This window comes from Pseudomonas sp. AP42, assembly GCF_001728935.1.
Lineage (GTDB): Bacteria > Pseudomonadota > Gammaproteobacteria > Pseudomonadales > Pseudomonadaceae > Aquipseudomonas > Aquipseudomonas lactis.
Map to the genome: position 1 here is coordinate 1 of NZ_LYSO01000088.1, position 26,539 is coordinate 26,539.

30 protein-coding genes are annotated in these 26,539 nt (G+C 61.4%); 1 reads left to right on the forward strand and 29 read right to left on the reverse strand.

Going from position 1 to position 26,539, the window contains the following annotated elements; translation table 11 throughout:
* Nucleotides 1-306: 306 nt before the first annotated feature.
* The 14 genes from A7K61_RS23130 to flhA form a co-directional block, all read right to left on the reverse strand.
* Entirely contained in the window at nt 307-699 is a 393-nt protein-coding gene (locus tag A7K61_RS23130) for a DUF2802 domain-containing protein (protein ID WP_069558447.1), read from the reverse strand.
* Entirely contained in the window at nt 700-1,182 is a 483-nt protein-coding gene (locus A7K61_RS23135) for a chemotaxis protein CheW (protein ID WP_003192896.1), read from the reverse strand. It abuts the gene before it with no gap.
* Between the two features lie 79 nt (nt 1,183-1,261).
* On the reverse strand, nt 1,262-2,053 hold the full coding sequence (locus tag A7K61_RS23140; RefSeq protein WP_047711493.1) for a CheW domain-containing protein: 792 nt from the start codon (nt 2,051-2,053) through the stop codon (nt 1,262-1,264).
* Complete coding sequence (locus A7K61_RS23145) at nt 2,053-2,841, reverse strand: ParA family protein (RefSeq protein WP_014719332.1); 789 nt, start codon at nt 2,839-2,841, stop codon at nt 2,053-2,055. The genes A7K61_RS23140 and A7K61_RS23145 overlap by 1 nt, the downstream gene beginning before the upstream one ends.
* Nucleotides 2,842-2,892: 51 nt before the next feature.
* Nucleotides 2,893-3,780, reverse strand: a complete 888-nt coding sequence (gene motD / locus A7K61_RS23150) for a flagellar motor protein MotD (RefSeq protein WP_044274960.1) — start codon at nt 3,778-3,780, stop codon at nt 2,893-2,895.
* Nucleotides 3,781-3,931: 151 nt separating this feature from the next.
* The gene (locus A7K61_RS23155) at nt 3,932-4,672 is read right to left on the reverse strand and encodes a flagellar motor protein (protein ID WP_003192902.1); all 741 of its coding nucleotides are present in this window, start codon (nt 4,670-4,672) and stop codon (nt 3,932-3,934) included.
* Nucleotides 4,672-5,802 (reverse strand): chemotaxis response regulator protein-glutamate methylesterase, encoded by a 1,131-nt coding sequence (locus tag A7K61_RS23160; protein ID WP_047711494.1) that lies wholly within the window; start codon nt 5,800-5,802, stop codon nt 4,672-4,674. The genes A7K61_RS23155 and A7K61_RS23160 overlap by 1 nt, the downstream gene beginning before the upstream one ends.
* Before the next feature lie 48 nt (nt 5,803-5,850).
* The gene (locus A7K61_RS23165; RefSeq protein WP_044274965.1) at nt 5,851-8,058 is read right to left on the reverse strand and encodes a chemotaxis protein CheA; all 2,208 of its coding nucleotides are present in this window, start codon (nt 8,056-8,058) and stop codon (nt 5,851-5,853) included.
* A gap of 11 nt (nt 8,059-8,069) precedes the next feature.
* Complete coding sequence (locus A7K61_RS23170) at nt 8,070-8,858, reverse strand: protein phosphatase CheZ (RefSeq protein ID WP_003192906.1); 789 nt, start codon at nt 8,856-8,858, stop codon at nt 8,070-8,072.
* Nucleotides 8,859-8,876: 18 nt separating this feature from the next.
* Nucleotides 8,877-9,251, reverse strand: a complete 375-nt coding sequence (locus A7K61_RS23175) for a chemotaxis response regulator CheY (RefSeq protein ID WP_003192908.1) — start codon at nt 9,249-9,251, stop codon at nt 8,877-8,879.
* A 167-nt stretch (nt 9,252-9,418) separates the two neighbouring features.
* Nucleotides 9,419-10,159, reverse strand: a complete 741-nt coding sequence (fliA, locus tag A7K61_RS23180; RefSeq protein WP_003192909.1) for an RNA polymerase sigma factor FliA — start codon at nt 10,157-10,159, stop codon at nt 9,419-9,421.
* Entirely contained in the window at nt 10,156-10,989 is an 834-nt protein-coding gene (gene fleN, locus A7K61_RS23185; RefSeq protein ID WP_003192912.1) for a flagellar synthesis regulator FleN, read from the reverse strand. Before fleN ends, fliA begins: the two co-directional genes overlap by 4 nt.
* A 105-nt stretch (nt 10,990-11,094) precedes the next feature.
* Entirely contained in the window at nt 11,095-12,411 is a 1,317-nt protein-coding gene (gene flhF / locus A7K61_RS23190; protein WP_019818351.1) for a flagellar biosynthesis protein FlhF, read from the reverse strand.
* An 11-nt stretch (nt 12,412-12,422) separates the two neighbouring features.
* Complete coding sequence (gene flhA / locus A7K61_RS23195) at nt 12,423-14,537, reverse strand: flagellar biosynthesis protein FlhA (protein ID WP_044274967.1); 2,115 nt, start codon at nt 14,535-14,537, stop codon at nt 12,423-12,425.
* Between the two features lie 427 nt (nt 14,538-14,964).
* Here flhA and A7K61_RS23200 point away from each other — a divergent pair, with 427 nt between their 5' ends.
* Nucleotides 14,965-15,219 (forward strand): DUF6124 family protein, encoded by a 255-nt coding sequence (locus tag A7K61_RS23200; protein WP_044274969.1) that lies wholly within the window; start codon nt 14,965-14,967, stop codon nt 15,217-15,219.
* Between the two features lie 42 nt (nt 15,220-15,261).
* Here the strand turns inward: A7K61_RS23200 and A7K61_RS23205 are convergent, their stop codons facing one another.
* From A7K61_RS23205 to A7K61_RS23275, 15 genes are all read right to left on the reverse strand, one after another.
* Nucleotides 15,262-15,465 (reverse strand): cold-shock protein, encoded by a 204-nt coding sequence (locus tag A7K61_RS23205; protein WP_044274970.1) that lies wholly within the window; start codon nt 15,463-15,465, stop codon nt 15,262-15,264.
* Between the two features lie 371 nt (nt 15,466-15,836).
* Nucleotides 15,837-16,040 (reverse strand): cold-shock protein, encoded by a 204-nt coding sequence (locus A7K61_RS23210; protein WP_069558448.1) that lies wholly within the window; start codon nt 16,038-16,040, stop codon nt 15,837-15,839.
* A gap of 17 nt (nt 16,041-16,057) precedes the next feature.
* On the reverse strand, nt 16,058-16,282 hold the full coding sequence (locus A7K61_RS23215) for a hypothetical protein (protein WP_069558449.1): 225 nt from the start codon (nt 16,280-16,282) through the stop codon (nt 16,058-16,060).
* A gap of 508 nt (nt 16,283-16,790) precedes the next feature.
* Complete coding sequence (flhB, locus tag A7K61_RS23220; protein WP_044274975.1) at nt 16,791-17,927, reverse strand: flagellar biosynthesis protein FlhB; 1,137 nt, start codon at nt 17,925-17,927, stop codon at nt 16,791-16,793.
* 3 nt (nt 17,928-17,930) lie between these two features.
* Entirely contained in the window at nt 17,931-18,716 is a 786-nt protein-coding gene (fliR, locus tag A7K61_RS23225; protein WP_003192935.1) for a flagellar biosynthetic protein FliR, read from the reverse strand.
* Between the two features lie 4 nt (nt 18,717-18,720).
* Nucleotides 18,721-18,990, reverse strand: coding sequence for a flagellar biosynthesis protein FliQ (fliQ, locus tag A7K61_RS23230; RefSeq protein WP_003192936.1), 270 nt, complete (start codon nt 18,988-18,990; stop codon nt 18,721-18,723).
* A gap of 4 nt (nt 18,991-18,994) precedes the next feature.
* Entirely contained in the window at nt 18,995-19,738 is a 744-nt protein-coding gene (gene fliP / locus A7K61_RS23235; protein WP_003192937.1) for a flagellar type III secretion system pore protein FliP, read from the reverse strand.
* A complete protein-coding gene (gene fliO, locus A7K61_RS23240) occupies nt 19,738-20,172 on the reverse strand; it encodes a flagellar biosynthetic protein FliO (RefSeq protein WP_044274977.1) in 435 nt (144 codons plus the stop codon). The genes fliP and fliO overlap by 1 nt, the downstream gene beginning before the upstream one ends.
* A 1-nt stretch (nt 20,173) precedes the next feature.
* Nucleotides 20,174-20,641, reverse strand: a complete 468-nt coding sequence (gene fliN, locus A7K61_RS23245; protein ID WP_069558450.1) for a flagellar motor switch protein FliN — start codon at nt 20,639-20,641, stop codon at nt 20,174-20,176.
* A gap of 43 nt (nt 20,642-20,684) precedes the next feature.
* Nucleotides 20,685-21,653, reverse strand: coding sequence for a flagellar motor switch protein FliM (fliM, locus tag A7K61_RS23250; protein WP_069558451.1), 969 nt, complete (start codon nt 21,651-21,653; stop codon nt 20,685-20,687).
* Nucleotides 21,654-21,662: 9 nt separating this feature from the next.
* Nucleotides 21,663-22,163: a flagellar basal body-associated protein FliL gene (gene fliL, locus A7K61_RS23255; protein ID WP_003192946.1), complete on the reverse strand. Its 501-nt coding sequence runs from the start codon at nt 22,161-22,163 to the stop codon at nt 21,663-21,665.
* Nucleotides 22,164-22,383: 220 nt separating this feature from the next.
* Nucleotides 22,384-23,667: a flagellar hook-length control protein FliK gene (locus tag A7K61_RS23260; protein ID WP_044274978.1), complete on the reverse strand. Its 1,284-nt coding sequence runs from the start codon at nt 23,665-23,667 to the stop codon at nt 22,384-22,386.
* A 160-nt stretch (nt 23,668-23,827) separates the two neighbouring features.
* The gene (locus tag A7K61_RS23265) at nt 23,828-24,184 is read right to left on the reverse strand and encodes an Hpt domain-containing protein (RefSeq protein ID WP_003192950.1); all 357 of its coding nucleotides are present in this window, start codon (nt 24,182-24,184) and stop codon (nt 23,828-23,830) included.
* Between the two features lie 30 nt (nt 24,185-24,214).
* Complete coding sequence (locus A7K61_RS23270; protein ID WP_069558452.1) at nt 24,215-25,933, reverse strand: fused response regulator/phosphatase; 1,719 nt, start codon at nt 25,931-25,933, stop codon at nt 24,215-24,217.
* Nucleotides 25,930-26,235 carry an STAS domain-containing protein gene (locus tag A7K61_RS23275; RefSeq protein ID WP_034136115.1) on the reverse strand — a complete coding sequence of 102 codons (306 nt, stop codon included), beginning with the start codon at nt 26,233-26,235 and terminating at the stop codon, nt 25,930-25,932. The genes A7K61_RS23270 and A7K61_RS23275 overlap by 4 nt, the downstream gene beginning before the upstream one ends.
* Nucleotides 26,236-26,539 lie beyond the last annotated feature (304 nt).

Here is a 26,539-nt window from a genome sequence, read left to right on the forward strand (position 1 = left end):
TTTTGGTTACTTTTGGGGCTCTTTTCCAAAAGTGACCCGCTGTCAGAGCGGAACCCTAAGTGGCCGTTACCGCAGCAATGGATATGCACACAATCCAACTGTGTCGCCTGTCAGGCCGCCTTCGCGAGCAAGCCCGCTCCCACAGTTGGATCGTTGGGTGTCAGGTAGATAGGCGTCGGCTGTCAGGGCGTCATCGCAGGCAAGCCAGCTCCCACATTTTGAATCTTGGGGTGCCAGGTAAAGACGTGTCGGCTGGTAGGCCGTCATCGCAGGCAAGCCACATGAACCAAGCAAGCCCAGCCCCAATCAGCTCTTGTGCAACTTGCTCATCAACTGCGCCTCAGCCTGAGTCAACCCACACGACTGGGTCAGCTCATCCACCGTCGCCCCCATGCCAACCAGCTTGGCCGCCTGGGCAAACGACAGGTTCGACGGATCACGCTGCTCCAACTGCACCAACCTGTCCGGCAACGGCGCAAGAATCGCACGCAGTTCATGCACCTCATCCCCCACCCGCACCGCACTTTGCTGGAAATGATCAACGCGCTTGACCAGCTCCAGAATGCGCCGGTCACGCACCGCATCGCGCTCGGCCTGTTGCAAGGCCAACTCCCGCTGCTGGCGCAGATAGCGCAGCACAAACGCCACGGTCCCGGCCCACAACAGGGCCAGGACAATCACCGCTGCCTCAAGGAACAATCAGATGCTCTCCAGTTCCGACCACTCTTCTTCGCTCATCATCTTGTCCAGCTCAACCAGAATCAGCAGTTCGCCGTTCTTGTTGCACACGCCCTGGATGAACTTGGCCGACTCTTCGTTACCCACGTTCGGCGCGGTTTCCACTTCCGATTGGCGCAGGTAAACCACCTCGGCCACGCTGTCGACCAGGATGCCGACCACTTGCTTGTCGGCTTCGATGATCACGATACGGGTGTTGTCGCTGACTTCAACCGTGTCCAGGCCGAACCGCTGGCGGGTGTCGATCACCGTCACCACGTTGCCGCGCAGGTTGATGATGCCCAGCACGTAGCTTGGCGCACCTGGTACCGGGGCGATTTCGGTGTAGCGCAGCACTTCCTGCACGCGCATCACGTTAATCCCGTAGGTTTCGTTGTCCAGCTTGAAGGTCACCCATTGCAGGATCGGATCATCCAAACCTTGTGCGGACGCTGACTTGTTCATTCATCTGACCCCTTCAAATGCCGCTATCGACGGCGTGTGTGCACGTAGGCCGCGCAACCGCACGGCCCTTATTGTTCAATCAACTGCGTTTGTTCTGTGGCATTGCCTTCACCGCACCGCTGGCGATCAACTCGGCCAGTTCGGCGACATCCAGCAACGCGCACATGTGTTCGATCACAGTGCCCGCCAACCACGGCCGCTGGCCACGGTGGCTGCGCCATTTGATTTCATTGGGGTCCAGGCGCAACGAGCGGCTGACTTGATGCACTGCCAGCCCCCACTCGTAGCCCTGCACCGAGATCACGTATTGCAGGCCTTGGCGAAAATCATCGCGGTAGCGGTCGGGCATCACCCAGCGCGCCGTGTCCAGCACCTTGAGGTTGCCGGCCTGGCTGGGCAGGATGCCGAGGAACCACTCTGGCTGCCCGAACAACGGCGTCAGCTCCTGGCCTTCCAGGGAATAGATCGAACCCAGGCACACCAGCGGCACCGCCAGGGTCAACCCGGCGACGTCGAACAGCAGGCACTCAAACGGCTCGGCGGCCCACGAAGGGCGACCGTCGCCCGTCACCGGTGGCGGCGTGATGCTGGGCGGCAGGTGCACGTCCACCAGCGGTTCGACCACCGGGGGCGCCACCACTGCCGGGGCGCTCGGCACCACGACGGGCGCCTCCACCCCCTGCGCGTCACGCGCCTGCTCCTCCATCACCGCCTGCTGGAATTCATCCAACGGGCTGTCGGGCTCGACAGCAGGCTCGAGTACCAGAATCGGTTCGGGCATTTCTTCGGCCGTCGCATCCTGCAGCAAGGCATCCAGGTAGGATTCCAGTGCCAGTTGCGGGCGGGTCTTGAATTGGACAGGACGGTTCATCACGCCACCTGCGCCACAAGCTGTTGCGACAGCAGGTGCTTGAGCAACGCACGGTAGGCCAGCACGCCACGGCTCTTGCCGTCGAACTGCGACGGTGTGAGCCCGGCACGGCTGGCGTCACGCAGGCGCGTGTCCACCGGGATGTAACCGTTCCAGATGGTGTCCGGGTAGGCATCGCGCAACACGCGCAAGGTGCCGAGGGACGCCTGGGTGCGACGGTCGAACAAGGTGGGCACGATGCTGAACGGCAGCGCTTGCTTGCGCGAGCGGTTGATCATCGCCAGAGTGCTGACCATGCGCTCCAGGCCCTTGACCGCCAGGTGCTCGGTCTGCACCGGGATCACCAATTGCTGGCTGGCCGCCAACGCGTTGACCATCAGCACGCCGAGCAACGGCGGGCTGTCGATGATCGCGTAGTCGAAGTCCTGCCACAGCTGCGCCAGGGTCTTGGCGATCACCAGGCCCAGGCCACTCTGGCCCGGCGACTGACGCTCCAGGGTGGCCAGGGCGGTGCTCGACGGCAACAGCGAAATACTCTCGTTGCTGGTGGGCAACAGCAGTTGCCCAGGCAGATCCGCCGGCACGCTGCCCTTGTGCAAAAACAGGTCATAGCAGCTGTGTTCCAGCGCATCCGGGTCGTAGCCGAAATAGCTGGTCATGGAGCCGTGGGGGTCCAGGTCCACCACGACCACACGCTTGCCCGCTTCGGCCAGCAAACCGGCCAAGGCGATGGAAGTGGTGGTCTTGCCGACTCCACCCTTTTGATTGGCAACTGCCCAGACTCTCATTCGGTTGGTTCCTCCCGGCGGGCACAGGCGCGACCGAGACATTGCATACGGTTATTGAGCCGGCGACGGAGAATTGACGTTACTCGGTCGGACCGGCGGCTTGACAACGGGCGGTGCAGTTTGTGTGCCAGCACGCTTCAACGCCGCATCCGGGGTGGCATTGGCGGTGCCGGTTCCGGTCAGGCTGCGACGCACATCCAGGTTGCGCGAGACCACCAGCACCACCCGACGGTTACGTGCGCGGCCTTCGACCGTGGCGTTATTGGCCACCGGCTGGAATTCACCATAGCCCACCGACGCCAGGCGCTGGGGGTTCACGCCCTGCATGGCCAACATGCGCACGATGCTTGACGCGCGGGCCGAGGACAGCTCCCAGTTGGTCGGGTACTGCGCAGTGCTGATGGGGAAATTGTCGGTGAAGCCTTCCACGTGGATCGGGTTTTCAAAGGGTTTGAGGATCGCCGCGACCTTGTCGATGATGGTGAACGCCTGATCACTGGGCAACGCATCGGCACTGGCGAACAACAGGCTGGAGTTCAACTCGATTTCCACCCACAGCTCATTGCCGCGCACGGTCATCTGGTTGGAACTGATCAGGTCGCCAAAAGCGGCACTGATATCGTCGGCGATGCTTTTGAGCGGGTCGCTGGTGCCTTGGATGCCGGCGGCGGTTTCATCACTGTCATTGACCAGGGGCTTGGCCGGGGTCACGGTCTTGGGCCGCTCTTCGCCGATGGGGATCGGCTTGAGCGCCCGCTCGGCATCGTTGAATACACCGACCAGCGCCTGGGAAATGATCTTGTACTTGCCTTCGTTGATCGACGAGATCGAGTACATCACCACGAAAAACGCGAACAGCAAGGTGATGAAGTCCGCGTAGGACACCAGCCAGCGCTCATGATTGACGTGTTCTTCAGGCTCGCGACGGCGACGGCTCACAGACACTCCCCCCCACACACCCACCCCACTGTAGGAGCGAGCTTGCTCGCGAAGATCGTTAACGAAAACGCGGGCATCCTGAATGCACGCGGCGCTCTCGGGTTCTTCGCGAGCAAGCTCGCTCCTACGGGGGTACGGGTGCTCATGTGCATCAATCCATGAAGCCCTGAAGCTTCAATTCGATGGAGCGCGGGTTTTCGCCTTCGGCAATCGACAGGATGCCTTCAAGCAGCATTTCGCGATAACGCGACTGGCGCATGGCAATCGACTTGAGCTTGCTGGCCACCGGCAGCAACACCAGGTTGGCACTGGCCACGCCGTAGATGGTGGCGACAAAGGCCACGGCAATGCCGCTGCCCAGTTGCGAGGGGTCGGCCAGGTTGCCCATCACGTGGATCAGCCCCATCACCGCACCGATAATGCCGATGGTCGGCGCGTAGCCGCCCATGCTTTCAAAGACTTTGGCCGCATTGATGTCACGGCTTTCCTGGGTGTAGAAATCCACTTCGAGGATGCTGCGGATCGCTTCCGGCTCGGCACCATCGACTAGCAGTTGCAGGCCCTTGCGCGCATAGCTGTCGGGCTCGGCATCGGCCACGCCTTCCAGGCCCAGCAGGCCTTCCTTGCGAGCGGTGAGGCTCCAATTGACCACGCGATCGATGCCGCCCGCCAGGTCAACCCGTGGCGGAAAAATGATCCACACCAGAATCTGCATGGCACGCTTGAACGAGCTCAGGGGCGACTGCAACAACGCTGCGCCCACGGTGCCACCGATCACGATCAGCGCTGCCGGGCCGTTGGCCAAGGCGCCGAGGTGGCCGCCTTCCAGGTAGTTGCCACCAATGATGGCGACAAACGCCATGGTGATGCCGATCAGGCTCAACACATCCATCAGAGGCAGGCCTCCACCAGGTGCTTGCCGATGTCGTCCAGGCTGTAGACCGCATCGGCCAGGTCGGCCTTGACGATGGCCATGGGCATGCCATAGATCACGCAACTGGCTTCATCCTGGGCCCAGATGGCGCTGCCGCCCTGCTTGAGCAGGCGCGCACCTTCACGGCCATCGGCGCCCATGCCGGTGAGCACCACCGCCAGAACTTTGTCGCCGTAGGACTTGGCTGCAGAACCGAAGGTGATGTCCACGCACGGTTTGTAATTCAGGCGTTCATCGCCCGGCAGGATTTTGATCGCGCCCCGCCCGTCCACCATCATCTGCTTGCCGCCCGGCGCCAGCAGTGCCAGGCCAGGACGCAGGATGTCGCCATCCTCGGCTTCCTTGACGGTGATGCGGCACAGCTTGTCCAGGCGCTCGGCGAAGGCTTTGGTGAACGCCGCCGGCATGTGCTGCACCAGCACAATCGGCGCCGGGAAGTTGGCCGGCAGTTGGGTCAACACCCGCTGCAAGGCCACCGGGCCGCCGGTGGAGGTACCGATGGCGACCAGCTTGTAAGCCTTGCGCTTGGGCGCGGGCGAATGGGCACTCGGCGCTGCGGCGGCACGTACCGGCGCTACCGCAGGCCGGGCCACGGGCGCAGGCGCCGGGCGCGCAAACGACGACGTCGGCGCCGCTGCTGCGGGCGCAGGCGTGGGGGCTGGCGCGGGTGTGCTGAACAGGCTGCGACGGTTACTGCGGGAAATGCTGTGCACCTTCTCGCACAGCATCTGCTTGACCTTGTCGGGGTTGCGCGAGATGTCTTCGAAATTCTTCGGCAAAAAATCCACCGCGCCGGCGTCCAAGGCGTCGAGGGTCACCCGCGCGCCTTCGTGCGTCAGCGAGGAAAACATCAATACCGGTGTGGGGCAGCGTTGCATGATGTGGCGCACGGCCGTGATGCCATCCATCATCGGCATCTCGTAGTCCATGGTGATCACGTCTGGCTTCAAGGCAATGGCTTGATCGATCGCCTCTTTGCCGTTAGTGGCCGTGCCGACCACCTGGATCGTTGGATCAGCGGAAAGAATTTCCGAGACGCGGCGGCGGAAGAAACCCGAATCGTCCACCACCAGGACCTTGACTGCCATAAACACTCCGTTAGGCGGGGCGGGCATGACCGCCCTGCCCCACCAGAATCAAATACGCCGTGCGGCGTAACGCTTGAGCATGCTTGGAACATCGAGAATCAGTGCGATGCGACCGTCACCGGTAATGGTTGCGCCCGACATGCCTGGGGTGCCCTGCAGCATCTTGCCCAAAGGCTTGATCACCACTTCTTCCTGGCCCACCAGCTGGTCGACCACAAAGCCGATGCGCTGAGTGCCCACGGACAGAATCACCACATGGCCCTCGCGCTGTTCTTCATGGGCAGCCGAAGCCACCAGCCAACGCTTGAGGTAGAACAGCGGCAACGCCTTGTCGCGCACGATCACCACTTCCTGGCCGTCCACCACGTTGGTGCGCGACAGGTCGAGGTGGAAGATCTCGTTGACGTTGACCAGCGGGAAGGCGAACGCCTGGTTGCCCAGCATCACCATCAGGGTCGGCATGATCGCCAGGGTCAACGGCACCTTGATGACGATCTTGGAGCCCTGGCCCTTGGTCGAGTAGATATTGATCGAGCCGTTGAGCTGGCTGATCTTGGTCTTCACCACGTCCATGCCCACGCCACGCCCGGACACGTCGGAGATCTCGGTCTTGGTCGAAAAGCCCGGGGCGAAGATCAGGTTGTAGCACTCGGTGTCGGTCAGGCGGTCGGCGGCGTCCTTGTCCATCACGCCGCGCTTGACCGCGATATTGCGCAAGATGGTCGGGTCCATGCCTTTGCCGTCATCGGTGATCGACAGTAGGATGTGGTCGCCCTCTTGCTCCGCCGCCAAAATCACTTTGCCGTTGCGGGACTTGCCGGCGGCTTCGCGTTCTTCCGGGGTTTCTACGCCGTGGTCGACCGCGTTGCGCACCAAGTGGACCAGCGGGTCGGCCAGGGCCTCGACAAGGTTTTTGTCGAGGTCGGTTTCTTCGCCCACCAGTTCCAGGTTGATTTCTTTCTTGAGCTGGCGCGCCAGGTCGCGAACCAGGCGCGGGAAACGGCCGAAGACTTTCTTGATCGGCTGCATCCGCGTTTTCATCACTGCGGTTTGCAGGTCGGCGGTGACCACGTCGAGGTTCGACACGGCCTTCTGCATGGCTTCGTCGCCGCTGTTCAGGCCCAGGCGCACCAGGCGGTTACGCACCAGCACCAGTTCGCCCACCATGTTCATGATGTCGTCCAGGCGCGCGGTATCCACGCGCACGGTGGTTTCGGCTTCGCTGGCGGGCTTTTCCGCTGCTGCCGGCGCCGCTGCACGCGCAGGGGCCGGGGCGGCGGCAGGTGCTGGCTTGGCTGCCGGCGCAGGTTTGGCAGCAACCGGTGCCGCAGTGGCAGCGGCTGGCGCTGCAACCTGGGCGGCAGCGGCCGGGGCCACTTCGCTGAACTTGCCTTTGCCGTGCAACTCGTCGAGCAGCGCTTCGAATTCGTGATCGGAGATCAGCCCGTCGCCGGCCGGTGCGGCACTGGCCGCTGGCGCAGCGGCGGCCGTGGCAGCAACCTCGGGCAGGGCTTCAGCCACAAAGGTGCCTTTGCCATGCAGTTGGTCGAGCAGTGCCTCGAATTCGTCATCGGTAATGTCGGTGCTGGCGTTGGCAGCGGGTGCTGCTGGCGCTGCGGCAGGCGGTGCCACGGCATCCGCCGCGAACTGGCCTTTGCCGTGCAACTGGTCGAGCAACGACTCGAACTCAGCGTCGGTAATGTCTTCACTGCTCGGCGTCGCGGCAGGCTGCACCGGCACTTCAGCTTCGGCCTTGACCGCGCTGAGGGAGTTGAGCAGTTGTTCGAACTCGCTGTCGGTCACGTCCGGCTCGGCTTGCGCCACCGGCTCCGGCGCGGCCTCGACCACCGGCGCAGCCGCGGTGTCGGCAGGTTCGGCCAGGCGCGCCAGGGCGGCCAGCAGTTCCGGCGTGGCGGCAGTGATCGGTGCACGTTCACGCACCTGGCTGAACATGCCGTTGACCGCATCCAGTGCTTCGAGAATTACGTCCATCAGTTCCGAGTCGACGTGACGCTCACCCTTGCGCAGGATGTCGAAAACGTTCTCGGCGATGTGACAGCACTCCACCAGCTCATGGAGCTGGAGGAAGCCGGCGCCCCCTTTTACAGTGTGAAAACCGCGAAAAATTGCATTGAGCAGGTTCGCATCATCCGGTCGGCTTTCCAGCTCGACCAGTTGTTCGGACAGTTGCTCTAGAATTTCGCCGGCCTCTACAAGGAAATCCTGAAGGATTTCTTCATCGGCGCCGAAGCTCATGTGGGTGCTCCTTAGAAGCCTAAACTGGATAACAGGTCATCTACGTCATCCTGACCTGACACAACGTCTTCACGTTTATCGGCATGAATCTGCGGACCTTCACCCTTGGCGAGATGTTTTTGTGGATCTTTTTCCGAGAGGATCGCTTCGCGGTCATGTTCGATGCCGGCAAAACGATCGACCTGACCGGCCATCAGCACCAATTTGAGCAAGTTGCTTTCCACTTCGGTGACCAACTGGGTCACGCGCTTGATCACCTGGCCGGTAAGGTCCTGGTAATCCTGGGCCAGCAGGATGTCGTTGAGGTTGCTGGCCACCGTGCGGTTTTCCTGTTCGCTGCGCGACAGGAACCCGTCGACGCGACGCGCCAATTCACGAAACTCTTCAGCACCGACTTCGCGGCGCATGAAGCGGCCCCAGTCCTGGCTCAAGGCCTGGGCTTCGGTGGCCATGCCATTGACCAGGGGCGTGGCGTTTTCCACCAGGTCCATGGTGCGGTTGGCCGCCGCCTCGGTCAGCCTGACCACATAGGACAGGCGCTCAGTGGCATCAGTGATCTGGGAAATTTCTTCGGCCTGGGGCATGCGCGGGTCAATCTGGAAATTGACGATTGCGCTGTGCAGCTCGCGTGTGAGCTTGCCCACTTCCTGGTACAGGCCGCGGTCACGGGTCTGGTTAAGCTCATGGATCAACTGCACCGCATCGGCGAACTGGCCTTTTTCCAGGCTGTCGACCAACTGGTGAGCATGTTTTTTCAGGGTCGACTCAAAGTCGCCCTGTGACGTTTCGTTATGCTCCATAGCTCCCCCGCGATGGCATTAGCCGTGGATGCGTTCGAAGATTTTCTCGATCTTCTCTTTCAAGGCCAGTGCCGTGAATGGCTTGACCACGTAACCGTTGACCCCGGCTTGGGCGGCTTCGATGATCTGTTCACGCTTGGCTTCGGCGGTCACCATCAGCACAGGCAGGCTGCGCAGTTTTTCATCGGCGCGCACGTGGCGCAGCAGATCGATACCAGTCATGCCCGGCATGTTCCAGTCGGTCACCAGAAAGTCGATGCTCCCGCTGTTGAGAATCGGAATGGCCGTAAGGCCATCATCCGCCTCGACCGTGTTGGTGAACCCAAGGTCACGCAACAGGTTTTTAATGATCCGCCGCATCGTTGAGAAGTCATCAACGATGAGGATTTTCATGTTCTTGTCCAATTCGACCTCCAAGCAGTCTTAAACGCGCCCAGCACCTGGACGCGCCATTTCAATCAACAGGCGTTACACAAAAAGGACTGCCCAGGGCACCACGGTACTCACCCGCAAAACCCTGCGGTTTCACGGTAGCGTCTGCAGTGTCCCCACACTGCCTGTCAGCGCGCGCGCCACTCGGCCAATCGCCCCCGCAAGCGGGCTGCGCACTGGCTATGCAACTGGCTGACACGCGATTCGCTGACCCCCAGGACCTCACCGATTTCCTTGAGGTTCAGCTCTTCGTCGTAGTACAGCGCCAGCACCAGCCGCTCACGCTCCGGCAAGTTGGCGATTGCATCGGCCAACGCGCCCTGGAAACGTTCGTCTTCCAGGTCGCGCGACGGCTCCGTATGCGCGCTCGCGCCGTCCTCGTGCAGCCCTTCGTGTTCGCCGTCCTGTAAAAGGTCGTCGAAACTGAACAGGCGGCTGCCCAAGGTATCGTTCAAAATCCCGTAGTAATCGTCGAGACTCAATTGGAGTTCGGCCGCAACTTCATGATCTTTAGCGTCACGACCGGTTTTTGCTTCAATTGCACGAATTGCATCACTGACCATGCGCGTATTGCGGTGTACCGAACGCGGCGCCCAATCGCCTTTACGCACTTCATCGAGCATCGCGCCACGGATACGGATACCCGCATACGTTTCGAAACTGGCACCCTTGCTGGCGTCGTATTTGGTCGAGACTTCGAGCAGGCCGATCATGCCGGCCTGGATCAAGTCTTCAACCTGCACACTCGCGGGCAAGCGCGCCAACAGGTGATAGGCAATGCGCTTGACCAGCGGCGCATAGCGCTCGATCAATTCGCCCTGGCTGTCACGTGCCGACTTTTTGTAAAGGTTGTAGCCGCTGGATGTCATAGCACCGGTCCTGCGCTCGTCTGATGCACCAAACGCTCGACGAAAAACTCCAGATGCCCCCGCGGGTTGGCGGGCAACGGCCAGGTATCGACCTTCTGGGCAATGGCCTTGAACGCCAGTGCGCATTTCGAACGAGGGAACGCTTCATAGACCGCACGCTGCTTTTGCACGGCCTTGCGCACACACTCGTCATAGGGAACTGCGCCGACGTATTGTAAAGCCACATCGAGGAAGCGATCCGTGACCTTGGTCAACTTGGCGAACAGGTTGCGCCCTTCCTGCGGGCTCTGGGCCATGTTGGCCAGCACGCGAAAGCGGTTCATGCCGTAGTCACGGTTAAGCAGTTTGATCAGCGCGTAGGCATCGGTGATCGAGGTGGGTTCGTCGCACACCACCAGCAGCACTTCTTGCGCGGCGCGCACAAAGCTGACCACGGATTCGCCGATGCCGGCGGCGGTGTCGATCACCAGTACGTCGAGGTTGTCGCCGATGTCGCTGAACGCCTGGATCAACCCGGCATGCTGCGCGGGGCTCAGGTGCACCATGCTCTGGGTGCCCGAGGCCGCCGGCACAATACGGATGCCTCCGGGACCCTGGAGCAGCACATCGCGCAGCTCACAGCGGCCCTCGATCACATCGGCCAGGGTATGTTTGGGTGTCAGCCCCAGCAGAACGTCCACGTTCGCCAAGCCCAGGTCAGCATCCAGCAGCATGACGCGACGGCCAAGCTCTGCCAGCGCCAGGGACAAATTCACTGACACGTTAGTTTTCCCGACGCCACCTTTGCCGCCGGTCACCGCGATCACCTGTACGGGATGCATGCTGCCCATTTTATTTCTTTACCTTGTCTTGCTTAGACGCAGGCTACATGGCTTGGCCGCGTGAATCGCTTGCAGACCATCGATGTAGGTACATTTCACGGTGTTCATCCTGCCTCAACCCACCCGTTTAGCCGGGTGGTGGTAAAGGTCGGCGAACATATCGGCCATCGCTTCCTCGCTAGGCTCGTCTTGCATTTGCACACTCACGGCACGGCTGACCAACTGATGACGGCGCGGCAGATGCAGATCATCCGGGATCCGCGGCCCGTCGGTGAGGTAGGCAACCGGTAATTCATGGCTGATGGCCAGGCTCAATACCTCGCCCAGGCTCGCGGTTTCGTCGAGCTTGGTGAGGATGCAGCCGGCCAGGCCGCAACGCTTGTAACTGTGATAAGCAGCGGTAAGAACCTGTTTCTGGCTGGTGGTTGCAAGCACCAGGTAATTTTTCGACTTGATGCCACGCCCGGCCAGGCTTTCGAGCTGCATGCGCAGCGCCGGGTCGCTGGCCTGTAGGCCTGCGGTGTCGATCAGCACCACGCGCTTGCGCAGCAACGGCTCGAGGGCATTGGCCAGGGACTGGCCCGGGTCGACATGGGTCACCGGCACGTTGAGGATGCGGCCCAGAGTCTTGAGCTGCTCCTGGGCGCCAATGCGGTAACTGTCCATGCTCACCAGCGCGATATTCTGCGCGCCGTACTTGAGCACATAACGGGCGGCCAGCTTGGCCAGGGTGGTGGTTTTGCCCATGCCGGCGGGGCCGACCATGGCGATCACACCGCCCTCTTCCAGGGGTTCGATTTCCGGCGTGGCGATCATGCGCGCCAAGTGCGCCAGCAACATGCGCCAGGCTTGGCGGGGCTCTTCGACTTCGGCGGTCAAGGCCAGCAGGTCGCGGGACAACGGGCCGGACAGGCCGATACGCTGCAGGCGACGCCACAGGTTGGCTTGCTGCGGCTTGCTGCCTTGCAGCTGGGTCCAGGCCAGCGAGCCGAGCTGCACTTCGAGCAATTCACGCAGGCCATTGAGTTCAAAACGCATCGAGTCGATCACGCGCTGGTCAACTGCGGCAGCCGGGGCAGGCGCTGCAGGACGCGGCGGTTCGACAAAGGTGGGTTCAACCAGCGGCTCGGCAGCGGTCAGCGGCAGGCCGGCGAACAACTGGCGATTGGTGCTGGCATCGCTGTCGCCACGCATGCTCAGTTCAGCCTGGGCCGACACAATACGCGAGGCGGTCTTGCGCAGCTCGTCTTCGAGTTCCATGTTCGGCACGCGCGGGGCCAGTGCCTGGGGTGTGTAATCCAGGGCAGCCGTCAGCTCGACACCGCCGGCAATCCGACGGTTACCGATAATCGCGGCATCGGCGCCCAGCTCATCGCGGACCAATTTCATGGCCTGACGCATATCGGCGGCGAAAAAACGCTTAACTTGCATAACCCACTACCTCAGCCATTGGGCCCAACTGTCGCGACGATAGTCACTTGCTTATTGTCAGGAATTTCCTGGTAAGCCAACACGTGCAAATTCGGTACAGCCAGGCGTCCAAACCGCGACAACATCGCGCGAACCGGGCCGGCCACCAGCAGGATCACCGGGTTGCCTTGCATTTCCTGGCGCTGTGCGGCGTCGATCAACGAACGCTGCAGCTTTTCAGCCATGCTTGGCTCCAGTAAAACGCCCTCTTCCTGGCCTTGCCCTGCCTTCTGAATACTATTGAGCAATATTTGTTCCAACCTGGGTTCCAGGGTGATCACAGGCAGCTCAGACTCAGTCCCTACAATGCTTTGCACGATTGCGCGGGACACGCCGACACGCACCGCCGCCACCAGAGCGGCAGTATCTTGACTCTTGGCGGCATTGTTGGCGATGGCCTCGGCAATGCTGCGAATGTCGCGCACGGGCACCTGTTCGGCCAACAGCGCTTGCAGCACCTTGAGCAACTGCGACAGCGACAGCACGCCCGGCACCAGTTCTTCGGCCAGTTTTGGCGACGATTTGGCCAGCAAGCCCATCAATTGCTGGACTTCCTCGTGGCCGATCAGCTCGTGGGAGTGCTTGTAGAGAATCTGGTTGAGGTGCGTGGCGACCACGGTGCTGGCATCCACTACGGTGTAACCCAGGGACTGCGCCTGGCTGCGCTGGCTCACTTCGATCCACACCGCTTCCAGGCCGAAAGCCGGATCTTTGGCGGTTATGCCGTTGAGCGTACCGAACACCTGTCCTGGGTTGATCGCCAGTTCGCGGTCCGGGTAGATCTCGGCTTCGGCCAAAATCACCCCCATCAGCGTCAGGCGATAGGCGCTGGGGGCCAGGTCGAGGTTGTCGCGAATATGCACGGTGGGCATCAAAAAGCCCAGGTCCTGGGACAGCTTCTTGCGCACGCCCTTGATCCGCGCCAGCAGTTGCCCACCCTGGTTGCGGTCCACCAGCGGGATCAGGCGGTAGCCGACTTCCAGGCCGATCATGTCGATGGGCGTGACGTCGTCCCAGCCCAGCTCCTTGGTTTCCTGGGCACGGGCCGGGGATGGCAGCAGATCCTGTTGACGGGCGATCTCCTGCTCGGCCTGGACCTTGACCTGGTTCTGCTTCTTCCAGAACAGGTACGCCGCGCCACCCGCCAGGGCCGCCATGCTCAGGAACGAGAAGTGCGGCATGCCCGGCACAATACCCATGATTGCCATGATGCCCGCCGCCACGGCAAGGGCCTTGGGCGAAGCGAACATCTGCCGGCTGATCTGCTTGCCCATGTCTTCGGAGCCCGAAGCACGGGTGACCATGATGGCCGCCGCTGTGGATAACAACAGTGATGGCAATTGCGCCACTAAACCGTCACCGATGGTCAGCAAGGCGTACACCTTGCCAGCATCGCCGAATGTCATGCCGTGCTGGAACATACCGACGGCCACGCCGCCGATCAGGTTGATGAACAGAATCAACAGGCCGGCGATGGCGTCACCGCGCACAAACTTGCTGGCACCGTCCATGGAACCGTAGAACTCAGCTTCCTGGGCAACTTCGGCCCGGCGGGCCTTGGCCTGGCCCTGGTCGATCAGGCCGGCGTTGAGATCGGCGTCGATGGCCATCTGCTTGCCGGGCATGGCGTCGAGGGTAAAACGCGCGCTCACCTCGGAAATCCGCCCGGCGCCCTTGGTCACCACCACGAAGTTGATGATCATCAGGATCGCGAACACCACGATACCGACCACGTAGTTACCGCCGATCACCACCTCACCGAACGCCTGGATCACCTTACCGGCGGCGGCGTGGCCGTCCTGGCCGTGGAGCATCACCACCCGCGTGGAGGCCACGTTCAATGCCAGGCGCAACAGGGTTGCCACCAGCAGAATCGTCGGGAATACCGCAAAATCCAGCGGCCGCAGGGCGTACACGCACACCAGCAGGACTACGACGGACAGGGCAATGTTGAAGGTAAAGAACACATCGAGCAGGAACGGCGGCATCGGCAACATCATCATTGCCAGCATCACCAGCAACAACAACGGCACACCCAGATTGCCCCGCGACAGGTCAGTCAGGGTGCCACGGGCCGTGTTGAGCATTTGAGAGCGATCTACCACCGGTATTCCTCGGGTCCTTGAAGCAAAGTTTTGACGCTGGAGGGCGACTTGGAGGCGGGGTTGCAAGAAGCCTTCCAACTTTGCTTTTGGGCCCGCAGAACCCCACAAACGCACCAGGCCAACGGGTGTAAATCACTTCAAACGGTGGGAGCGGGCTTGCTCGCGAATGCGGAGTGTCAGTGGCACATAAGCCGACTGACCCACCGCTTTCGCGAGCAAGCCCGCTCCCACAGTTGGATTTGTGTGTACCCGGTACTGATGAGGAAATTTCCGACATGGGTTTGGGGTTGCCTCTAGGAAACTCGCTCCCTAGTCTCCGTACACCGCTGCAATGCAGCGGTCGGGCGTCGCGACCCGGATTACCTAGGAGCAAAAGCACCCTCTCCCTTTCTGTAAAAGGAGCTTCACAGTGATCAAACCCGCCCCAAATTCCCCCACCTGGCTGTTTACCGTAGCCGACGGCATCAGCAGCGAAGACCTGCTGGTCAACCTCAGCGAAACGCTCGCTTCGGCCAATGCCTTGAGCTGTGACCTGGCCTTTGACCTGGAAGGTTCGAAACGAGAGGAGTCGCTCGGCGTTGCGCAGTTGATCGAACTGGCGCAGTTATTGACTGATCGCCTGCACGGTGACGGCGGAATGCTGGACACCGCAAGCAGCGGATAACGCAGCCTCCTCGATCGTTCCCACACGGGAGCGTGGGAACGATCAAACAGCACGTATATTCACGGCCTGCGGGCCCTTTGTCCCTGACTTAACTTCGTATTCTACTTTCTGACCTTCATTCAGGCTTTTGAACCCGTCCGATTGAATTTCCGAAAAATGGGCAAAAATGTGCTCACTTCCATCGTCGGGCTTAATAAAACCAAACCCCTTCGCCTCGTTAAACCACTCCACAGTACCCGTTGCCATTGCCGCTCTCCTTACCCTTACTCAGAACCCAATCCACCCCGGTGATGCACCCTGACGGGCAACGCATACATGCCCTTGGGCCGATGGACCATTTGAAACCTCAGACGCCTCCCCACCGCCAGCGCCGTCTTGCGCCAATCCTTGCGATTGATAAATACCTCTTCAATAACGCGGCCCCCTCGATCATTCCCACGCCCCGCGCTGGAATGCCGCCTGGGACGCTCCGCGTCTCGAGCCAGACGTACGACTTGAGCTCTGCGCAAGGGTGACGCAGAGCGTCACGCGATGCCTTCCCACGCGGGAGCCTGGGAACGATCAAACGCAAGCAGCGGATAATGCGGGCAAGCCAGCTCCCACATGTGATTCAGTTTTTAAACTGGCCGTATATGCTCAGCTTGTGGGCCTTTTGGACCTTGTGCGACCTCAAATTGTACTTTTTGGCCCTCATCCAGGCTTTTGTACCCGTTCGATTCAATTGCCGAGTAATGAGCGAACACGTCCGCCCCTCCATCCTCCGGGGTAATAAAACCAAACCCCTTCTCCGTGCTAAACCACTTCACCGTACCCGTTGCCATTGCCGCTCTCCTTACCCTTACTCAGAACCCAATCCACCTCGATCATGCCCCCTGACGGGCACCGCATAGATGCCCTTGGGCCGATGGACCATTTGAAAGCTCAGTTGCATCCCCACCGACAGCGCCATCCAACGCCAATCCTTGCGATTGATAAATACCTCTTCTGTCCCCTCATCCAATTCGACCAGCCAATCGCCCCTGATCCAGTCGTAGGATTTGACAGTCCCTTTGACCTCGCTCAATCCGCTCTCCCTGCCTTTCGCTAACTACATACGTGCAGTGTCTGGTTCAGTCATAAAACAACGGGAAACGTGCTTTGGCTACTGTCAGAGTTGACAGGTAGACGCGAGCTGCCGATGGGTGGTAGCGGTGGAACAGCAAGCGATTCATGCATCCGATGATTTCTTGCGTTTGCGGGGTTTTCGCAGCTTGGGAGGATTGGGTGGCAAGTCACTGCATTGCGTGCCTGCCGATTGGACGGCAACCGGGTTGCCATCACGATCCCGGGCAATAAAGCCGATGCCTTTGACCGCATCAAACCACCTGACCGTCCCCCTATCCATCACCGCCTCCCGAGTCGTGCAGGGCTGCACGTCTCATCGCTGTATCAAACAGTGAAGGCGGCGTATTGGCTACTGTCAAAGTTGACAGGTTGTAGGAGCGAGCTTGCTCGCGAAGGTGGTAAAGATAACGCGGGGAATCAGGATGAACGCGGCGACGGTGAGTTTTTCGCGAGCAAGCTCGCTCCTACTAGGAATCGCGGCGCAGGTCCGGCGGGATCGGCAGGTCTTTGAGCGGATCAGGCCGCTTGCCCTTGCCCGCGCGGTATTGGCGGATCTGGTAAACGTAGGCCAACACCTGGGCAACAGCCAGGTACAAGCCGGCCGGAATTTCCTGGTCCAGATCGGTGGAGTAGAAAATCGAGCGCGCCAATGCTGGCGACTCCAATAACAGAATGTCGTTGGCCACCGCGATTTCGCGGATTTTCAACGCGGTAAAATCGCTGCCCTTGGCCAGCAGCATCGGCGCGCCGCCCTTCTCGGGGTCGTACTTGAGGGCCACGGCGTAGTGGGTCGGGTTGGTGATGATCACGTCGGCGTCGGGCACCGAGGCCATCATCTTGCGCTGGGACATTTCCCGCTGCAGTTGGCGGATGCGTTGCTTGACCTCGGGGCGGCCTTCCTGGTCCTTGTGCTCGTCGCGCACTTCCTGCTTGGTCATCAGCAGTTTCTTGTGGCTTTCCCACAGTTGAATCGGCGCATCCACAGCGGCGATCAGGATCAGCCCGGCCGCCATCCACAGCGCGCTCCAGCCCACCACCTGCACGCTGTGGATGATCGCGGACTCCAGCGGCTCATGGGCGATGCGCAGCAAATCGTCGATGTCGGACGACAACACCGCCAAGGCCACGAACAGAATCAAGAAAAACTTGGCCAGGGCCTTGAGCAATTCCACCAGGGCCTTGACCGAAAACATGCGCTTGAGCCCTGCACCCGGGTTCATACGGCTGAACTTGGGCGCCATGCTGCCCGCGGCAAACAGCCAACCGCCGAGGGCCACCGGGCCGATCAGCGCGGCGAGCAACAAGGTGATCAGGATCGGCTGCACCGCCAGCAGCGCGATTTTGCCCGAGTGCAGCAGGTACTGGGCCATGGCGTCGGGGTTGAGCAACACTTCGCGCGGCAGGCTGAAGTTGTGTTTCATCATCTCCAGCAGGTCCAGCGCCAGGCCACCGCCGTAGATCAGCAAGGCGCCTGCGCCGGCGATCATGGTGGCGAAGGTGTTGAGCTCTTTGGAGCGGGCGATCTCGCCCTTTTCCCTGGAGTCCTTTTTACGTTTCTCCGTGGGGTCTTCTGTTTTGTCCTGACCACTCTCGCTCTCGGCCATGGCTCAGCGCGCCCGTGCCAGATCACGTAAGAACTGCAAGGCTTCGCTCGCCAGCGGTTGATACTGATTGAGAATGTCAGCCAGGCCGACCCAGAAAATCCCCATGCCCAGCACCAGGGTCAAGGGGAAACCAATCGAGAAGATGTTCAGTTGCGGCGCCGCACGGGTCATCACGCCAAACGCGATATTGACCACCAGCAGCGCCGTGATCGCCGGCAGCACCAGCAACAGGGCGGCGCCCAACACCCAACCGAGGCGCCCCACCAGCTCCCAGAAATGGTTGACCACCAACCCAGAGCCCACCGGCAAGGTGGTGAAGCTTTCAGTCAGCACTTCGAACGCCACCAGGTGACCGTTCATGGCCAGAAACAGCAAGGTCACCAGCATGGTCAGAAACTGCCCGATCACCGCCGCCGACACCCCGTTGGTGGGGTCGACCATGGACGCAAAGCCCATGCCCATCTGGATCGAGATGATTTGCCCGGCGATCACAAACGCCTGGAAGAACAACGTGAGGGAAAACCCCAGCATGGCGCCGATCAGAATCTGTTCGGCGATCAGCAGCAAGGCGCTCAGGTCGAGGGCGTTCACCGGCGGCATCGGCGGCAGGCCAGGCACGATCACCACGGTGATCGCCACCGCGAAATACAGGCGCACGCGACGCGGTACCAGGGTGGTGCCGAACACCGGCATGGCCATCAGCATGGCCGTGACGCGAAACAGCGGCAGGATGAACGAGGCCACCCAGGTACTGATCTGGGTGTCGGTCAAGGCCAGCAAGGATTGCATCGGCTCAGCCGATCAACTGCGGAATACTGCCGTACAACTGCAGGATGTATTCCATGAAGGTTTGCACCAGCCACGGGCCGGCGACAATCAGGGTCACCAGCATTACCAGCAGGCGCGGCAGGAAGCTCAAGGTCTGTTCGTTGATCTGGGTGGCGGCCTGGAACATCGCCACCAGCAGGCCGACCAACAGGCTCGGCACCACCAGCACGGCGACCATCAGGGTGGTCAGCCACAGCGCTTCACGGAACAGGTCGACGGCGACTTCTGGGGTCATGGCGCTATACCCCTCCGAAACTGCCGGCCAGGGTGCCGATAATCAGCGCCCAGCCGTCCACCAGCACAAACAGCATGATCTTGAACGGCAACGAGATGATCAAAGGCGACAGCATCATCATACCCATGGCCATCAGCACGCTCGCCACCACCAGGTCGATGATCAGGAACGGGATGAAGATCATGAAGCCGATCTGGAACGCGGTCTTCAATTCAGAAGTGACAAACGCCGGCACCAGGATGGTCAGCGGTGCCTGGTCCGGGGTGGCGATGTCGGTGCGCTTGGACAGGCGCATGAACAGCTCAAGGTCGCTGGAGCGAGTTTGCGACAGCATGAAGTCCTTGATCGGGCCCTGGGCCTTGTCGATCGCATCCTGGGCCGTGAGCTTTTCCGCCAGATAAGGTTGCAGGGCTTGCTGGTTCACCTTGTCGAACACCGGCGCCATGATGAACAGCGTCAAAAACAACGCCATGCCGGTGAGGATCTGGTTCGACGGCGTCTGCTGCAGCCCCAGGGCCTGGCGCAGGATCGAGAAGACGATGATGATCCGCGTAAAGCTGGTCATCAGCATGACGAACGCCGGGATAAAACTCAGCGCCGTCATGATCAGCAGGATCTGCAGGCTGACCGAATATTCCTGCGCGCCCGCCGCGTTGGTGCCCAGGGTAATCGCCGGGATCGACAACGGGTCGGCGCCCAGGGCCATCGGCGCGGCCAGCAACAGCATGAGCGTCAACAAAACGCGCATTACTTCTTATCCTTCTGATCCTTGCCCAGCAATTCCATCAGGCGCTGGGCGAATTCTGGCGTGGCGGCTTCGGTCTTGACCGCATCCACCGGGGTCTTGAGTACATGCAGCGGGGTGATGCGGCCAGGGGTGATGCCGAGCAGGATCTGCTCCTCGCCCACCTGCACCAGCACCAGCCGATCACGTGGGCCGAGGGCGCGCGAGCCCACCAGCTCGATCACCTGGCCGTTGCCCGGGCCGATGCGCTGCACGCGGCGCATCAGCCAGGCCAGCACGAAGATCAGGCCGATCACCAGCAACAGGCCCAAAACCAGTTGCGTCAACTGCCCGCCGACGCTGCCGACCGCAGGTGCCGTGACTGCCTGCGCCACCGGCTCCGCCGCCAGGGCGCTCAATGGCAGCGCCAGCAACAGTCCCGCCATCGCGTACTTCATCTCAGCGCAACTTCTTGATGCGTTCGCTCGGGCTGATCACGTCGGTCAGGCGGATGCCGAACTTCTCGTTGACCACCACCACCTCGCCATGGGCAATCAGGGTGCCGTTGACCAGCACGTCCAACGGCTCGCCGGCCAGGCGGTCCAGTTCGATCACCGAGCCCTGGTTAAGCTGCAACAGGTTGCGGATGTTGATTTCGGTGCTGCCCACTTCCATGGAAATCGACACCGGGATGTCGAGGATCACATCCAGGTTCGGGCCGTCGAGGCTCACCGGCTCGTTGTTCTTCGGCACGCTGCCGAATTCTTCCATGGCCAGGCGGTTGCCGGCCGGCGCGGTGGCGGCGTCGGCGGCCAGCAGCGCGTCGATGTCGTCCTGGCCGACATCGCCGGTTTCTTCCAGGGCCGCAGCCCACTCGTCAGCCAGGGCCTGGTCTTCGGCGGAAGTGTTTTCGTGTTCGGTAGCCATTACATGTCCTCGGCGCAGCAAACAATCATGAATTAGGGTTGAATCAGCGGCGGTTGATCGGCTCAACCACTTGCAGCGCCAGGTTGCCCTTGTGGGAACCGAGCTTGACCTTGAATGACGGCACGCCATTGGCGCGCATGATCAACTCATCCGGCAAGTCGACGGGGATGATGTCCCCAGGCGCCATGTGCAAAATGTCCCGCAGGCGCAACTGGCGGCGTGCCACGGTGGCGCTCAGCGGCACGTCGACGTCCAGCAGGTCTTCGCGCAGGGCCTTGACCCAGCGTTCGTCCTGGTCGTCGAGGTCGGACTGGAAACCGGCATCGAGCATCTCGCGCACCGGTTCAATCATCGAGTACGGCATGGTCACGTGCAGGTCGCCGCCACCGCCATCGAGTTCGATGTGGAAGGTCGACACCACAATGGCTTCGCTGGGGCCGACGATGTTGGCCATGGCCGGGTTCACTTCCGAGTTGATGTACTCGAAATTGACTTCCATGATCGCCTGCCAGGCTTCCTTCAAGTCGATGAAAGCCTGCTCCAGCACCATGCGCACCACACGCAGTTCGGTGGGGGTGAATTCACGCCCTTCGATCTTGGCGTGACGGCCGTCGCCACCGAAGAAGTTGTCCACCAGCTTGAACACCAGTTTGGCGTCGAGGATGAACAGCGCGGTGCCGCGCAATGGCTTGATCTTGACCAGGTTGAGGCTGGTGGGCACGTACAGCGAGTGCACGTATTCACCGAACTTCATCACCTGCACACCGCCCACGGCCACGTCCGCCGAGCGGCGCAGCATGTTGAACATGCTGATGCGGGTGTAGCGGGCAAAGCGTTCGTTGATCATCTCCAGGGTCGGCATGCGTCCCCGCACGATGCGATCCTGGCTGGTCAGGTCATAACTTTTGACGCTGCCGGGTTCGGCAGCCATTTCGGTCTGTACCAGACCATCGTCCACGCCATGCAACAGCGCATCGATTTCATCCTGGGACAGCAGGTCTTGCACGGCCATGTCGTGATCCTACTGCAATACGAAGTTAGTGAAGAGCGCCTGCTCGACCACGACTTTGCCGAGTTCTTTCTGGGCCACTTCCTGCACGCTGGCAGTGACCTTCTGGCGCAGCATTTCCTGGCCGACGGGCGTGGCCAGGCTGTCGAAGCTCTGCCCGGAGAACAGCATCACCAGGTTGTTGCGGATCACCGGCATATGCACCTTGAGGGCATCGAGGTCCGCCTGGTTGCGCGCCAGCAAGGTGATGCTCACCTGCAAGTAGCGTTGACGACCATTCTGGTTGTAGTTGGCGACAAAGGCCGGAAGCATCTGCTCGAAGATTGCCGGTTGCTTGACGTTGGTGGCAGCTTCGGCGGCGGGCGCCGGTTTGCTCGCACTGCTGTGCATGATGTACCAGGTGCCGCCCACCGAGGCGCCGATGGCCAGGAGCAGGCCCAGCACAATCAACAGGATCAGCTTGAGCTTGCCTTTGCCTGCGGGGGGAGTTGCTGCGTCGTCGCTCTTCGCCATGCCAATAATCCGTCACTATTCGGGGATTCGTAGATCTATGGCAAGGCAAGAGCAAGTGTTATGCCAGAGTTGGCTGGTAATGAGGAAGAGCGAACACCACAAAACAAATGTGGGAGCGGGCTTGCTCGCGAATGCGGTGTATCAGTCAAACATATACTGACTGACACTCTGCATTCGCGAGCAAGCCCGCTCCCACATTCAGGCCTGTACAGCCCTCAAGTCAGGCGTAGTAGTCGACGGCGCTGGAGCCGATCACGCTCTGGCTCACGGGCGCTGCCACTTCGGCCACGTCCACAGGGCCACCGGCGTCGCCGCTGTCAGCACGCCTGCCGCTGCCACTGATGCCCCGCGCCTGGCTCTGCTGTTGCTGCTGGTCCTGCCCCCGCGATTGGTCGGAGACATTCACATCCACCTGCCCCATGCCCTGCTGGGCAAACATTTCGCGCAAACGGCCAGACTGGCTCTCCAGCGCTTCACGCACCACCGCATGGCCGCTCATGAAGTTGACTTGGGCCTGCTGGTCCGCCGTCATGTTGACCTTGATGTCCAGGCGCCCCAACTCAGCGGGCTGCAACTGAATCTCGGCCGACTTGAGGTTGGCGCTGGACAGGTACATCACGCGGTTGACCACCTCTTCGGTCCAGCCGCTCTGGTGCATGGCCAGGGGCGCATTGGTGACGGGCGGCAAGGCATTCGCGGTTTTCGGCGTGGCCGCCTGGGTCAGCGCGGCCAGGCGGTTGGCGAAGTCATCCACACGGGTGTCGCTGCTGGCGTTCTTGAGGTCCTTGAGGCCGTCATCGATCAGCGCACCGAAGGCTTTGTCACCGCCTTGGTCGGTGCTGTCCTTGGTGGCTTGCTGGTCAACCATGTTGGCCAGGCCAGCGGCAAAGTTCTGCGCGGCGGTCGGTTGGTCCTGAGTGGTGGGCGCGGCTTTCTGCGGCGCCTGGCTGCTGGCCGAGACGTGACCGCCCTGCTCCATCGCCAGGCGCACGGCCGGCATCGAATCCAGCGGGTCGGCCTCGGGGTCGAAGGCCGGCTGCTTGGGCTCCTCGGTTACGGTAATGAGCGGCAGGGCCTGGTCATCTTCGGCAGCGACGGCAGACGCTTGTACGGGCACAGGGACCGCCACCGGCGTCACGGCGGCGACCAGCGCCGGATCGGCCACCGGTTGCTGCGCCAGGGACGGGTCGGCCGGTGGCTCGCCTTCACTGTCTGCGCTGTCGTCGCTCTTGGCCGGCTTGGCAGGCAAGGGATTGCCGCTATCGGCAACCGCTGGCGCACTGGCGGCAGGTTTATCGCTGGCGTCAGCCGCTTTGTCGCGCACGGGTTTGGCTGGCGCGTCGTCGCTCTTGGCCTGCGGCTTGGCAGCTTGCTTGGCAAACACTTGAGCGAAGCCAGGGCCCTTTTCCCGCGGGGCCGCAGGCGCTACCGCAGGCGTGGCGGCCGGCGCTTGAGGCTTGGCTGCGGTGGCAGCCTGAAGGAGCGAATTAGGGGCGACTGGCATAAGTAAGGGTCTCCACTGCATGGGGTCGGGGATGCAGTCTGTGGAGGTAGAGCAAGAGTCGGGCCAGGTTTACAAAATGCCTGGACATATCCGATTCAATGTAGGAGCGAGCTTGCTCGCAAAAAACTCACAGGCGCCGCATTCATCCAGGAAGCACGCGTTATCGTTGACGTTTTTCGCGAGCAAGCTCGCTCCTACATTCATACAGTGGCTTGACCAGCGCAAACTCATGATCAATCTGATCAACCAGCGCGCCTAGATCCGAGGCCGCCTCGACGGCCTCGGCCTCCAGCAACTCACACAATTGGGCCAAACGCACCGCCCCTAGATTGCCGCTGCTGCCTTTGAAACTGTGGGCAATCCGTCCCAACGTTTTGGCGTCGCCCCCAGCCTTGCGCAGTGCTGCGACGCGCTCTTGCGAGTCTTCGATAAAGGTGTCGAGCAACGTCGGGTACTCGCTCTCCATCACTTCCTGCAAGTCTGACAACACGTCGGGGTCCAAATGAATCTCAGCCACTTGCTCGCTCCTTGATCAAGAATCGGCGGATTATGCCAGAGCCTCCCAACAAAACTCCACGCAGACACTGCGCCCGCCATCGGACCAGCCTACAGCGCTGCTCAGTTGACGCACCAGGCTCAAGCCCCGACCAGACAGACGGTCGATGTCCACGGGGCGTGCCAGCTCCTGCTCCACATCAAAACCCTGCCCGCTGTCTTCCAGACGCAAGGTCAGTTTACCGCCCTTGTCGGTGGGTACCACCTGCACATGCACGCGCACGTAACCGCTGTCCAACTGCGCCAGCCGCTCATGGCGCTGATGATAATACTGCGCAAACCCCTGGGCATCGCGCTTGAGCCGTGAGTCCAGGCCCAGCACGCCATGCTCCAGCGCGTTGGAATACAACTCGGCCATCACGCTGTAAAGCGCACCGCTCTGCTCACGCAGGCCGTGGATCTCCAATAGCAGTTGCAGCAGGTACGGCAACGGGTTGTAGGTTCTGAGGGTCTGGGCGCGAAATTCGAAACTCACCGACCAATCCAGGGGGCACGACTGGCCGCTGTCGGCATACATCGGTTCGGCCGTCCGCAAGGGCTGGCCTGCCTGCAAGGTGATCTCGACCATGCTGACGTCATCGCGCGCCTGGCCGCGAAAGGCCGCCAGCGCCTGCTCGATGTCCTCGAACAGGCGGTCAGGCTCGCGGTTGGCGGCGAACACCTGCTGCAAGCGCTCGGCGCCGAACAGTTGATCGTTGGCGTCAGCGGTGTCCAGCACGCCGTCGGAGAGCAAAAACACCCGGTCGCCCAACGCCATGGGCCAGACTTCGGTGCTGTCATCGAACGCCTCTGCCGACAACACCCCCAAGGGCAGGTGCCGCGACATCAACGGCGTGCGCCTGCCGGTGGCGACTTCATGCACATAGCCTTCGGGCATGCCGCCGTTCCACACCTCCACCGCCCGCCGCTGGGCGCTCAGGCACAGCAAGGTGGCGCAGCAGAACATGTCCACCGGCAGGATGCGCTTGAGCTTGGCGTTCATTTCCCGCAGGGTCTGCGTGAGGCCGTAGCCCTTGGCGGTCATGCCGTAGAACACTTCGGCCAGGGGCATGGCACCGATGGCGGCCGGCAGGCCATGGCCGGTGAAATCCCCGAGCAGCACGTGCATATCGCCGGACGGCGTGTAGGCCGCCAGCAACAAGTCACCGTTGAACAACGCATAAGGCGATTGCAGGTAGCGGATGTTGGGCGCGGCGTTGATACAACCCGAATGGGCAACCTTGTCGAACACTGCCTTGGCCGCCCGCTGTTCATGCATCAGGTGTTCGTGGTGTTTGGCGATCAGGTCACGCTGTTGCAAAACCGTGGCCTGTAGGCGGCGCAGGCGGTCCATGGCGTTGATCTTCGCCGCCAGGATCAAAGGGTTATAGGGCTTGGGCAAAAAGTCATCGCCGCCGGCGTCCAGGCACTGGGCCAGGGCTTCGCTTTCGCGCAGCGAGGTGAGGAAGATGATCGGCACCAGCGCCTCCCCCGCCAATTGCTTGATCTGCCGCGCGGCTTCAAAGCCGTCCATCACCGGCATCAGCGCGTCCATCAACACCAGTTGCGGGCGCTCACGGGCAAACACCTCAATCGCTTCGGCGCCATTGCTCACCGTGAGCACCTGATGGCCCTGGCGACGGATGATGCTCGCCAGCAACAGGCGGTCGGCGGCGCTGTCTTCGGCGATCAGGATGGTCAGCGCCTCCAGGACCGGGGCCAGGGCGCTCAACTGATGTCGAACAGCTTGTCGAAGTTGGAGATGGCGAGGATCTTGCGCACGTCGGAGTTGCTGTTCGTCACGCGGACCTCGGCGTCATCACCGCCGGCATGATCCCGTAGCAACAGCAGCATGCCGAGGGCTGAACTGTCCATGTAGGTGGCCTCCTTGAGATCGACGATATAGATCTCGGGGACCTTGTAGAAACGCTCGTAGGCCTCCCGAAACGCCTGGTGGCTGCCGAAATCGAACCGGCCCCTGATTGCGATCGTCAACTTCTTCCCATCCAGGGATACTTCTGACTCGACTGACATGTGACTGCTTCCTTGTCATTGCGCTAGACACAAGGTGTAGCAGCTGAAGAGCATCTGAGCAACACGGTGGATCAACTGTGGGAGCTGGCTTGCCTGCGATAGCGGTGGGTCTGCCGGTTTGTAAGTGACTGATGCACCGCAATCAACTTCGGTACGACGCTGACCCTGTGGCGAGGGAGCTTGCTCCCGTGACGACCGGATAGCCGACGCTTATCTACCTGACGCGCCGCTGTCCAAATGTGGGAGCTGGCTTGCCTGCGAAGACGGCCTGGCAGTCAACACAGTTGGACCGGGTACATATCGG